Consider the following 12138-nt stretch of genomic DNA (forward strand, 5'->3'; position numbering starts at 1 on the left):
TGGGAGGACTGAGGTACTCAGACAAGAAAAGATTCGTAGACTTTTTGGATAAAGGCAATGCAGATAACTTTTACAAAGTCCTTAAAAACTTTTATCAAGAGCTAATTTACGAATGGGTAGAAGTTGGTAATCAAGCCAAAGACTTTGCCGATAAAGGAGCGAAGATAGTTATCATTCTTGATAATGCAAGTTTTCACAAGAAAGAAGATTGAAGCAGAGATGCCGAATCTTCATTTAGAATTTCTTCCGGAATATAGCCCGGATTATAACTTAATTGAATTGGTATGGCATTCTACAAAAGAATATGTGGCTAATCGACTATTCAAATCAGTTGAGGAGCTAGAGTATTTATTACATCGGCTTTTAAATGAAGGAGAGCTGGTTATTAAGTGGGGACGAAAGCTCAAAAACAAAGGTAATGCTTTTATCACAATTTAAATGCACAACAGCTTATCAATCCCCTGAGTGCTATTGTTGGTAAAATCGAACTTGATCAGCCAGTAAATACTACTGTTCGTGTTCGACTAACAGAAGCAGATATCAACCAAGCATTAAACTCAGATTATATCAAAAGCAAGCTGTTTCCTATAGAGCTTTCTGTAGATGACGAAATTGTAACTTTGGAACTGCAACTTCCTCTATCGCTTCACTTACCTGGTGGCGAGAAGATGGAATTCACTGGAAGTATGCTAGTGCATAAAATAGACAATACGCAACAAATAGGCTTCAGTGCTGTTGCGTTACCTCGTACTGACAAGCATCCCGTATTGCTGGAGGGGTTTCGCTGCACCCCAGGTACGGGTATTTCGCTGGAACTAACTATCGCCTTAATGCAGAAGTTAAAAGAACTGATGAATTTACCTTATTTTGAGTTTCCAGAAATAGCGTTTTGCATAAAAGAATTGGGTGTGCAAGAAGGCACTATGACGCTAATAATTGAAGCTCATGTATATGAAATTCCGTCTTCGTAAAATTAGGGTAGGTATTCTCTACCCTGATTTTTGAGAAAAATAGGGCATTTTCAGGAATTTATCGGCTCTCAGCCGATAAATTTAATCCTGTCTCTGCCAATCAGCATTTTTCGGCGCTTTGTTGGGCAGCAAGCATCTGCATCATGGAGGCATAGGCAAGGCGCATCCGTAACTTTAAAGCGAGTCTATCCCTTGACATTTTGTACTCATAACGAGTACGCTTTAAAGAACTTTACTTAGTCAAGGAGCCAGATTCATGTTTGCCAATAGAGAAGGACAAAAAGTCCCCAACGTCACCTTCCGTACTCGCAAGAACAACGACTGGGTGAAAATAACTACTGATGACTTGTTTGCAGGCAAGACAGTGGTTGTCTTCTCTCTACCTGGTGCGTTTACTCCGACGTGTTCATCGACCCATCTCCCTGGCTATAACGAGTTGGCTAAGGTTTTTCAAGAAAATGGCGTTGATGACATTATCTGCATTTCCGTCAATGATGCCTTTGTGATGAATGAATGGGCGAAGGATCAAGAAGCAGATAATATAACTGTCATTCCCGATGGCAATGGTGAATTCAGTGAAGGGATGGGAATGCTGGCTGATAAAGCAGACCTGGGTTTTGGGAAGCGGTCATGGCGCTATTCCATGCTGGTAAAAGATGGCACCATTGAAAAGATGTTCATTGAGCCAGAAGAACCAGGCGATCCCTTCAAGGTGTCGGATGCCCAGACAATGCTCAACTATATCAACCCAGAGGCAACGAAGCCCAATTTAGTTTCCCTGTTTACAAAAGTGGGTTGTGGGTTCTGCGCCCGTGCTAAGAAGATGCTCGATGAGCGTGGCATGGATTACGAAGAAATTGTCTTGAGTAAGAATATTAGCACTCGCTCTTTACGGGCTGTCACAGGTGCAACAACGGTTCCCCAAGTATTTATCGATGGCAAATTAATTGGTGATTCCGAGGCGCTAGAAGCTTACCTGAGTGCTGTGTAAGTAGAATTCAACGAGAGTTTCATTGAGAGCGATCGCGCAACAGCAGCCCAGGACACATAACCTTGATTCTGGTTTGTGAGTTGCGCGATCGCTGCTTCATTAAGAGCAGCTAATAGTAAATTTATCTAAATATGCAAACGTCTCACAACCAGCAAAGGCCTCTAGAAGTAGAATTAGTATTGCCTGTAAAAACTTACGACATTGACTTTGCAGGAATTGTTAGTAATATTGTCTATATCCGTTGGCTTGAAGACCTACGTCTAGAAATTCTTGATGCCTATCTTCCTCTACAAAAAATGCTTGAAGATGGGATTGCTCCAATACTCCTACAAACCCAAATTGAGTACAAACAGCCAATTACTATTTTTGATGTGCCAATAGGTCGGATGTGGATGAGTAAAATGAAGAAATTGAAGTGGACTGTCACCGCTGAAATAGTCGTTGGGAAGGTAGCAGCAATTGCTGAACAATCGGGCGGTTTTATTAATTTATCTAGTCGAAAACCTGTGCTGATTCCACAGCAGCTTTATCAAGCATATTTGGCGCAGCAATAGTTCGTAGGGAATGAGAGCCACCCTCATGCTGCTTTGTTTCCCACGCCCTTGGTGCGTAGCGTTTGAGGTACAAAACCTCGCACGCTGGTGATCGCTCTCCCAACCCGGATGCGCTCAGCCTGCAAGGGAGCGCTTATGAACTTCTCCCTTTCCTCCTCCTACGCCCTCAGGGGTTCGGTTAAAAATTAGCTTTCACAACTAAAAGAGGATGCTATATTAAACTTTTGTTGGGTTAAACGCGAGTGTTACCCAATATACTAACTAAAATTAACTACATTATGAACAACCAGATTGTTACTAATTCTGCGGTTCCTCGCTTAATTAGTATTGCTGTTAGCCATTATTGCGAGAAGGTACGATGGGCGCTTGAATGGCTGAAAATTCCTTATGTTGAAGAAAGTCACGTACCACTTTTCCATCGCTTCGCTACTCGCGAATATGGGAGTAGTAGTGTTCCGGTTCTGGTTACAGGAGCAGATACTTTCACAGATTCAACTGACATTCTGCACTATCTTAATACACTTGCCCCGGAAGGAAGATATTTATATCCCCCTGATCCGGGACTATGCCGAGAAGTCGAACAACTTGAAGAGTTATTTGACACGAAACTGGGAGTTGGTATTCGAGGCTGGGCATATTTTTATCGCTTGGATGACCGGGAAGCGATGCGGCGGGTGTGGTGCAAAGGAACGCCTTGGGTTGAGCAAGTTGGGTTTGCGATCGCTTTCCCTATAATGCGTCGGTTAGTTCAACAAAGCTTGAATATTACAGCAGCTTCAGCAGCAAATTCCCTTCAAGAAATTAAGCAAATTTTCGACACAGTTAATCAGCAATTAGCAGATAATCGTCCGTACTTGGTTGGAGATAAACTTTCGGCAGCAGACATAACTTTTGCGGCGTTAGCTGCTCCAGCTTTACTACCCCCAGAGCATCCCGTAATGCCGCCTCAGCTTGACGGTATCAAGAGTGAAATGGCAACAACAATTAAAGAATTACGGGCAACTCCAGCGGGAATGTATGCACTGCGCCTGTATCGAGAACAACGCCATTTCAGTTAAATGTTGTAGGAGCGATCGCTGGCGTCACTCCCTTCTCCTTTTAGCTTTGAGAGTTTAAAAACGCATCAGGATCGATTCCTGATTCCCGAAGTCGCTGAATTAGAGATTCTAACCTAGATTCCGCTTGTTCAGCCCTAGATTCCGCTTCTTCAGCTCGCTGTCGCTCCTGTTCGGCTTGCTTTAGAGCTTGTTCTGCTTCAGTGAGAATCCAATTGCCTTGAGCATCATACCAACGCAACCACAATCGCTCAATTCCTTGAAACTCTCCTTGCCACAAACCCAAGCCCAATTCTAGCTCAGGAATCCAAACTCGCGACTCTTGCAAATCTAGCTCTTGGTAATGCGCCCCCGCCAGCTTAAAGACTCGTAGCTGATTGGTATAACGACTGAAAACCACATAGTAAGGAATGCGTAAAATCTGCTCATAAACCTCCCATTTTCGAGGCGGTTTATTCTCAGTTTGAGGCTGAATTAATTGCCCATTGCCTGCATCCTCAGATTCAGATGGCAGCTTTTCCTCGTCTTCTCCTAAATCTTCTTTCTCTGTACCCGGTGAAAGTAGTTCGACAATGACAAAAGGATTTATTCCCTCTTGCCAAACAACGTAACTTAGGCGCATATCAACTTCATCATAAAGTCGAGGTACGCCCACAACGCCAAACCAATCCGGCCTTTTATACCATTGAGCATGACGCACATCATAGTAAAGGTTCATGTCACTGGCACTGAAAACTTGCGAAGCCGGATATTTTGGGGGATGAAAAGTAAGGCTCAATAATTGCGGTTGCAAGTCGTGGAATTCATCGGGCAAACCAGGTTCCTCCGGGTCTTCGCTGGGCAGATCATACATGGTGGGTAGGGTTTCCCTGGGCGATCGCGGCGGATCAGTTTGAGGGACGGGGTATTTGAAGGGAAACATAGGGTCTAGGGGAATGACTGGCTCTTATGTTAACACCGTGAAAATGCCTGATTGAACAAAGCCGCGCCCTGTTGCTACCCTTGGCTACTTATTTCAAAAAATGTCTTAATCTTAACTATTTCTTGGGTACCGAAATGCCATCTTATTCTCCAGGGTACTCTCGCCAAGTTTCGTGGCGGGAATACAAAAAAAATAAGATGCCGAACATCGTCAAATAGCCATGTGATGAGGAAGTAATTCGCTTGATAAGATGTAGTAGCCTCTGCGCGAAAAATACTAAAGCTTGGGTATTGGTACCAAGATGAGTAAAATGCTAAAACAAGCGATCGCTTTTGGTGCTGATAGTTTTCGATTAGTTCTGTTTATTAGTGTTGAACTCGCTTTGAGAAGTGTGTAAGCGTTGCGGCTGCTCTCTTGGGCATCGCTGCTTTAGTGATGATTAAGAAGCACCCCACCGCAGTATAGTCATTAGTTAAAAACTCAAAACTCAAAACTCAGGACTTATTATGAAAAGTTGGTTGCAACCTCCGCGATTACGCATTGGAGAAGAAACCGAACACGAACACCGCCACGCTACTTGGCTGGAACTTTTCTATGACTTGGTGTTTGTGGTGGCGGTTTCTCAAGTCGCCCACAATCTGCATGACAATTTATCGCTATCAGGATTTCTCGGCTTTGTGTTTTTGTTTATACCGATTTGGTGGACATGGATTGGCACCACATTCTACGCCAACCGATTCGATAGCGATGACATCGGACATCGATTGCTGACTGGTGTGCAAATGGTAGCGATCGCAGCCCTTGCAGTGAACGTACACCACGGCTTAGGCGAAAGTTCCGCAGGCTTTGCCTTATCGTATTTTGCTGGTAGGGCGGTGCTGGTGATTGAATACCTGCGGGCGGCAAAGCACATTCCTCAAGCGCGCAAACTGGCTACTCGCTACGCCACAGGTTTTGCGATCGCTGCTTGCCTTTGGCTACTATCCGCATTTGTACCCATTCCACAGCGTTTTGTCTTGTGGGGATTAGGGTTGCTAATAGACTTCGCCACGCCACTTACAGCCAAACAGTTGCAGCAAGGACTGCTCCCCCATCCCGAACACTTACCAGAGCGTTTTGGGCTGTTTACCATCATTGTTTTGGGCGAGGCGATCATCGCTGTCGTCGATGGTGTCTCCGAACAAAAATGGGATATGCAAAGTGCGATCGCCGCAGTATTCGGCTTCAGCATCGCTTTCAGCTTGTGGTGGATCTATTTTGAGAATATTGATGGCTCCTCTATGCGGTCTGCTGGCGCAACTGGTCGATTTTCAATTTATAATGTCTGGCTTTACGGACATTTACCGTTAGTGATTGGACTTGCTGCTACTGGCGTTGGCGTAGAACACGTTGTCTCAAGTGAGGCTGGTGTAGCAATGCCGGATGGGGTGCGATGGCTGCTGTGTGGATCAGTAGCTTTATGCTTGCTGAGTTTAGGAATTCTGCATCGCACTGGGGTGATATTCAAGTGCAAAGTCCGCACCAAGTACCGAATTGGTGCGGCGACTGTGGTGCTGGTTCTAGCGATCTCTGGTATCGGTTGGCCGCCCGTTGCGGTAATTGGGTTAGTTGCTGTAGTGTGTGCTACCCAAGTTGTCCAAGATTTGTATCAAAGCGGTAAGTTAACGCTTGAGTAGCATTTTTTTGATTGGCTGCGTTTAGCGCGATCGCATTTTTTTGCACCAATACCAGCAATTATTTCCTGGCATTGGTGCAATTTATTTGAGGTGATATCGACAAAACTCTACTGCTGCTTCTATGTCGCTGGTTTGCTGCGGATAAGCAACCTCTGGACGAGTGATCACAACTAAAGGAATGCCTAACTCTGTTGCAACCCGCCGCTTGACATCTTCTCCCCCAGCCGTTCCCGATGCTTTGGTGACAACCAGGGAAATTTTCCAGTGATGCCACAGTGCCTTTTCTAATTCTGCTGGAACCGGAGGACGCAAGGCAATTAATCTATCTGGCGCGAAACCTGCTGCATAAGCTGCATCCATTGCTGCCACAGAGGGAAGAATTCGCGCAAATAAAGTTGATTTTTCTTGCCACGGACGAAATAGGGGAAAATTTCTGTAACCGATTGTCAGTAGTACCCGTTGTTCTTGCAGGTAGTCTCCCGTTAGCAGCGTCTCGAAGCTATCTAACCTAATTACCTGTTGGTTATCTATTTCAGCGTCAACTGCTGGACGTTCGTAGCGCAGATAAGGGATTTGCCGATGAAGGGAAATTGCGATCGCCATCTTCGATATCTGCACTGCATAAGGATGGGACGCATCTAATATTGCAACTATCCCCTGTTCTTGCAAAAACTCTTCTAACCGGGTAACGTCTAAACGACCTACCCAAATTTGCAAACTTTTTGTAATAGGATACAGCGCCTTAGCTGATTCTGTGGTGACAGTGACAAGACAAGGCAGCTGAAAGCGAGAGAGTGCTACGCTCAGTTGGGCGCTTTCCTGAGTTCCGCCAATTAACCAAACGCGATCGCCAAAGCATGAAGGAGCAAGAGTCATTAGTCGTTCCACACTCATCAGTTAAAAAAGATTTTACTGATGACCCTAGACTGATGACTAATGACTTTTGCTTTAACCCTTAAGGGCTTTTCTGTAGTTCTGACGATAGGATTTATTACCAATCACCAACACAGGCCACAACAGGGCCAAAACTAGCCGTCCCTGGCTGAAATTCGTCCGGCGAAACCCCTTCCAGAACTTCCAGCCACCGTATATATAACCCCCAAACAACAAGAAGCCGAGTAACGTACCCATTTAATCAACCCCCATAAAACTGACTCCGGTTTGGTCGTCAAAGCCAGCAATTGCCAAATTATGCTTACTGTAGCTAGTCTACACAATTGATTTGGTGCTACACGGCAAAGTAGCATTGATTCAGTTCTAGTCTATCTGGGGTTGAGTTGCAATACAGTTAATCTTAATTTTTTGATGCACGACTTACGCTCCCCGCATAATGTATCTATATTGCCTACTTGTGTTCTACGAGAGTTAGCAAGAGGTTGCACCCTTGTCTTATGAGAGATACCTGAAATTTCCTGGTTATAGGAGACTAAAAGACAGGCGCAACGAAAATTAAGGGTGATATCTGTATCATGACGAATAATAAGGAGGAATTATGAGAGCAGTGCTGATGGCTGGCGGTTCAGGAACGCGGCTAAGGCCGCTGACCTGCGATCTTCCAAAACCAATGGTGCCGATTCTGAACCGACCCATCGCCGAACATATTATCAACTTGCTCAAGCGGCATCAGATTACAGAGGTTATTGCCACGTTGCATTATCTCCCTGATGTCATGCGCGACTACTTTCAAGACGGGGGCGACTTCGGCGTACAGATGACATACGCTGTAGAGGAAGACCAGCCTTTGGGGACTGCTGGATGCGTCAAAAATATTGCTGAGTTACTAGATGAAACATTTTTAGTCATCAGTGGCGATAGTATCACTGATTTCGATCTCACTGAAGCGATTAAATTTCACAAACAAAACAAGTCAAAAGCAACCCTGGTTTTAACCCGCGTTCCGAACCCGATTGAGTTTGGAGTGGTAATTACAGATGAAAACCATCGGATTCGGCGGTTTTTAGAAAAGCCTTCCACCAGCGAAATTTTTTCGGATACGGTCAACACGGGAACCTACATTCTTGAACCAGAAGTTTTACAATACTTGCCAGCAAATCAGGAAACTGACTTCTCTAAAGACCTGTTCCCCTTGCTACTAGAAAAAAATGAGCCGATGTACGGCTACATTGCTTCTGGTTATTGGTGCGATGTCGGTCACTTAGATGCTTATCGCGAAGCGCAGTATGACGGGTTACAGCAAAAAGTTAAACTAGACTTTGCTTACTCTGAGCAGTCTCCCGGATTGTGGATTGGGCAAAATACCCATATTGACTCGACGGCTAAAATTGAAGCGCCAGCGCTGATTGGCAGTAATTGCCGGATTGGGCCGCGAGTACACATTGAGCCAGGAACTGCAATTGGCGACAATGTGACAATTGGGGCTGATGCCAACTTAAAGCGTCCAATTATCTGGAATGGGGCGATTATTGGCGAGGAAGCTTCTTTAAGGGCTTGCGTGATTGGTCGGGGGACGAGAGTGGACAGGCGATCGCAAGTTTTGGAAGGCGCTGTCGTCGGTTCCCTGTCCACTGTAGGGGAAGAATCACAAATTTCTCCGCAAGTTCGCGTCTGGCCTAGCAAGCAAATTGAATCAGGGGCGACGTTGAATATTAACTTAATTTGGGGTCAGACTGCACACCGCAATTTGTTTGGACAGCGTGGTGTGAGTGGTTTGGCAAATATCGACATTACTCCAGAATTTGCCGTCAAGTTGGGTGCGGCTTACGGTTCTACTTTGAAACCTGGTTCTCAGGTTACTATTTCTCGCGATCAGCGGAGTATTTCCCGCATGGTCAGCCGAGCCTTGATTGCTGGTTTAATGTCTGTAGGTGTCAATGTCCAGAATTTGGAAGCTACAGCAATTCCTGTGGCTAGAGCAGTTGTTCCTACTCTCGCAGTTTCTGGTGGTATCCATGTAAGGGTGCATCCAGACCGATCGGATCACATTTTGATTGAATTTTTTGATCGCAAAGGCATCAATATCCCCAAATCTATAGAGAAGAAGATTGAGGGGGCTTATTTTAAGGAAGATTTGCGACGGGTACAGATTCCTGAAATTGGCAATGTCAATTACCCCAGTCAAGTGATTGATATTTACAGCACTTCCTTTGAGAAACATCTGAATATTAAGGCGATTCATCATTCTGGCTCGAAGGTGGTGATAGATTATGTTTATGCTGTCAGTGGTGCCGTTTTGCCCCAATTGTTGGCGAAGTTTGGCTGCGATGCTGTGGTGCTGAATGCTAGTTTGAATCAACAAGGACTCTCAGCAGCTGAAAGAGAAGCGTTGCTAAATCAGCTGGGTCATGTGGTGGAGGCGCTGAAGGCAAATTTTGGCGTGCAGGTGTCAGCCAACGGGGAGATGTTGATCTTAGTTGATGAAGCTGGGACTCCAATTCGCGGGGAGTTGTTAACGAGTCTGATGGTAAGTATGACTCTTACGGCTAATCCTAGAGCTACTGTGGTAGTACCAGTGCATAGTAGCAGTGCGGTGGAACAGATTGCTCGTCGTCACGATGCTAAGGTGATTCGCACTAAGGCAAATCCTACGGCGTTGATGGAGGCTTCTCAAAGTAATCCGAATGTGGTGATGGGTGGTAGCGGTGAAATGGGCTTTATTTTCCCGCAATTGCATCCGGGGTTTGATGCGATGTTCTGCATTGCTAAGATGATGGAGATGCTGACGGTTTCTGAGCGATCGCTTGCTCAAATTCGCGCCGATCTACCCCGCGTTTACCACAAAAGTTATACTGTGCGCTGTCCGTGGACTGCTAAGGGGGCTTTGATGCGTCATCTGGTAGAAACTCACCCAGCAGAACATCTGGAATTGGTCGATGGTGTGAAGATTTGCAACTATCACGATGACAGCTGGGTGCTAATTTTGCCTGATGCTGGGGAACCTCTGGTACATATCTTTGCTAATAGTAATGACCGGGATTGGGTTGATGAAACGTTGCGGGAGTATCGGAACCGGGTTCAATCATTTGTTGAACAAGAGGAGGGTGTAGAAGAATTTAAAGTGGCAATGGTGTAAAAATTTTGGATTTTGAAGCGATTTTTGGGGAGATTGATCGGGGAGTTGAAGGATTACTGGTTCTTCCCCCAACCTCTCTTTCTTCCCAAAATATCGCGATATTTTGGATTAAATCACTAATCCAAAATCATCGGAGGATCAGAAACTGCTTCTCCGGGAGCAAAATCTAAAATTGTCATGGTACATTTGTTCTAATATAGATGAGGCTAAACATACCATAGTGGAACTTTGAGTTATGAACAGTTGCATTTTAATGGCGGAGATTATCAAAGAACCGGAACTGCGTTATACGCCGGATAGCCAAACTGCGATCGCTTCTTTGCGAGTCCAGTTTCCCGGGTCAAAGGCTGAAGATCCACCAGCAAGTATACAGGTTGTCGGTTGGGGCAATTTAGCTCAAGAAATTAAGGATAACTACAAAAAGGGCGATCGCGTAATTATTGAAGGTCGCCTCACCATGAACACCATTGATCGGCAAGAAGGTTTTAAAGAGAAACGCGCTGAGTTGACAGTTTCCCGAATTCATAAAGTGTCAATCGATACAGATTTTGGCACGCCAGCAACTGAACCAACTCCTCCCAGCAACGTCGTTCCGATGGGGTCACGTCGTCCAACTGCTGCACCTGCTAATAATAGCGATGTGGAGATGTCTCCTCTAGACTACCAAGAAGAAGATGAGACACCCTCGTTTGCACCCGCCGCTAGAACTATAACCCGTCCAACTCCACCTGTCCAACAAGATATAGATGATATCCCCTTTTAATCATTAGTTAGAAAAAAGTTGGAACGTTGGAAGGTTGAAACCTTCCAACGTCTAAGTAGTCAATCTCATGCTTCGGACGCGAAGGTTGACACATTCATAAAAATAGCAATCAGTCTATTTGCTTCCAGGCTTGAATTTCGGATTCCAACGTTGCCACTCACAGAGTTCTCGGTTTTTCTAGCTTTAGTTCAATGCGGGTGAAAGGTTCAATAGGCAAAGGTTGAAGTAAGTTGTCTAGTCTAATTTATTATCGATTATTTCTTTCATTTACAATTATTACTTGGCAATTTTTTGCTAATCGTTCTATATAAGTCAGTGACTTTTTTCCAGCTTTACCTGAAATATCGTATTATTTCCGTAGCTTGCATCAATCAGTAAGAAACCGGGTAAATACCATCTTTTCTTACTTCAGTCAATTAACTCTAAAGCTAATTCCGGCTTCTTCTTAAATTCTGTATCTCATCGAAGCGTTTACACCATTTATTGAAGCAAGGAGGTATGGCTGCGGGAGTTGTCTGTTTGATCCCTCAGACTTCGACGTGAGAAGCTTCCTGTGCCAGTATTGTACTCTCTAGCCTAAGCATTGCATGGGGGCGTTGAGTTGGATGTCGTAGCCACCATAGTTGGAGGGACGCAGAACGATGATTCTATCCAAGCCTTCTTGAAAGATTTGATGCTAGTGGGCGAGATATTCTAGGAGTTGGCTATATTCGCGGTCGCGGTGTTGGAGGAAACGATCGTAATCGTTACCCATGACGATGTAGAACCGGCTTTTCTTGAGCCGCTCCAAGTTGATGACTCTGAAGCGTCGAACAATGACGGGATACATCTGTAAAGCTGGAAAATATAGGAATCCTGTCGGGAGCATGTCACCTTTGCGCTAAGTAGAAGTGCTCAGGAGAACTGTATTTCTAGCCCATTGAAACAGGAGGGGGGAAGATAAGAAGATTCCACTCCTCCAAGCAAGCCATGACTCCCGAACAAGAGCAATCCCTGAAGACCCATCTCAAGGCCATTGCTCAATTCTTGTATGACGAGAGCGACCCAGAAGCAATGAAAACTGTAGAAGGAATGGAGTTGACGCTGCGGCGACAACTCCAGACCCATGTCAGCCCAGAACTGGGGAGTTTTTTATCCAAACGCTCACAGGAACGCAAGCAGGCAAGCCAAGAAGCC

At 45.1% G+C, this 12138-nt stretch carries 11 protein-coding genes and 2 pseudogenes; 9 read left to right on the forward strand and 4 right to left on the reverse strand.

From position 1 onward, the window contains the following. The 5 genes and pseudogenes from H6F63_RS30225 to H6F63_RS25720 form a co-directional block, all read left to right on the forward strand. Positions 1-438: pseudogene (locus H6F63_RS30225) on the forward strand (transposase); the annotation flags it as partial. Between the two features lie 23 nt (positions 439-461). Beyond that, positions 462-971, forward strand: a complete 510-nt coding sequence (locus H6F63_RS25705) for a DUF2993 domain-containing protein (RefSeq protein WP_199298284.1) — start codon at positions 462-464, stop codon at positions 969-971. 256 nt (positions 972-1227) lie between these two features. After that, positions 1228-1962 (forward strand): glutathione peroxidase, encoded by a 735-nt coding sequence (locus tag H6F63_RS25710; protein ID WP_190640152.1) that lies wholly within the window; start codon positions 1228-1230, stop codon positions 1960-1962. Positions 1963-2093: 131 nt separating this feature from the next. Then, the gene (locus H6F63_RS25715; RefSeq protein ID WP_190640153.1) at positions 2094-2516 is read left to right on the forward strand and encodes a thioesterase family protein; all 423 of its coding nucleotides are present in this window, start codon (positions 2094-2096) and stop codon (positions 2514-2516) included. A 278-nt stretch (positions 2517-2794) separates the two neighbouring features. Beyond that, the gene (locus tag H6F63_RS25720) at positions 2795-3574 is read left to right on the forward strand and encodes a glutathione S-transferase family protein (RefSeq protein ID WP_190640154.1); all 780 of its coding nucleotides are present in this window, start codon (positions 2795-2797) and stop codon (positions 3572-3574) included. A 40-nt stretch (positions 3575-3614) separates the two neighbouring features. Here H6F63_RS25720 and H6F63_RS25725 read toward each other — a convergent pair whose 3' ends face one another. Next, on the reverse strand, positions 3615-4493 hold the full coding sequence (locus H6F63_RS25725; protein ID WP_190640155.1) for a Uma2 family endonuclease: 879 nt from the start codon (positions 4491-4493) through the stop codon (positions 3615-3617). A 506-nt stretch (positions 4494-4999) separates the two neighbouring features. On the opposite strand from H6F63_RS25725, the gene H6F63_RS25730 reads away from it, so the two are divergent. Continuing rightward, positions 5000-6169, forward strand: coding sequence for a low temperature requirement protein A (locus H6F63_RS25730; protein WP_190640156.1), 1170 nt, complete (start codon positions 5000-5002; stop codon positions 6167-6169). 81 nt (positions 6170-6250) lie between these two features. Here H6F63_RS25730 and H6F63_RS25735 read toward each other — a convergent pair whose 3' ends face one another. Then, complete coding sequence (locus H6F63_RS25735; RefSeq protein ID WP_190640157.1) at positions 6251-7045, reverse strand: cobalt-precorrin-6A reductase; 795 nt, start codon at positions 7043-7045, stop codon at positions 6251-6253. 72 nt (positions 7046-7117) lie between these two features. Beyond that, positions 7118-7300: a hypothetical protein gene (locus H6F63_RS25740; RefSeq protein WP_190435682.1), complete on the reverse strand. Its 183-nt coding sequence runs from the start codon at positions 7298-7300 to the stop codon at positions 7118-7120. A gap of 361 nt (positions 7301-7661) precedes the next feature. Between H6F63_RS25740 and H6F63_RS25745 the strand changes: the two genes are divergently transcribed. Then, positions 7662-10199 carry a mannose-1-phosphate guanyltransferase gene (locus tag H6F63_RS25745; RefSeq protein ID WP_190640158.1) on the forward strand — a complete coding sequence of 846 codons (2538 nt, stop codon included), beginning with the start codon at positions 7662-7664 and terminating at the stop codon, positions 10197-10199. 235 nt (positions 10200-10434) lie between these two features. Continuing rightward, positions 10435-10962 (forward strand): single-stranded DNA-binding protein, encoded by a 528-nt coding sequence (locus tag H6F63_RS25750; RefSeq protein ID WP_190640159.1) that lies wholly within the window; start codon positions 10435-10437, stop codon positions 10960-10962. 676 nt (positions 10963-11638) lie between these two features. Here the strand turns inward: H6F63_RS25750 and H6F63_RS25755 are convergent. Beyond that, positions 11639-11830: a hypothetical protein gene (locus H6F63_RS25755; protein WP_190640160.1), complete on the reverse strand. Its 192-nt coding sequence runs from the start codon at positions 11828-11830 to the stop codon at positions 11639-11641. A gap of 101 nt (positions 11831-11931) precedes the next feature. Between H6F63_RS25755 and H6F63_RS25760 the strand changes: the two are divergent. Further along, positions 11932-12138: pseudogene (locus H6F63_RS25760) on the forward strand (hypothetical protein); the annotation flags it as partial.

Source organism: Trichocoleus sp. FACHB-40 (assembly GCF_014695915.1).
Taxonomy (GTDB): domain Bacteria; phylum Cyanobacteriota; class Cyanobacteriia; order Cyanobacteriales; family FACHB-T130; genus Funiculus; species Funiculus sociatus.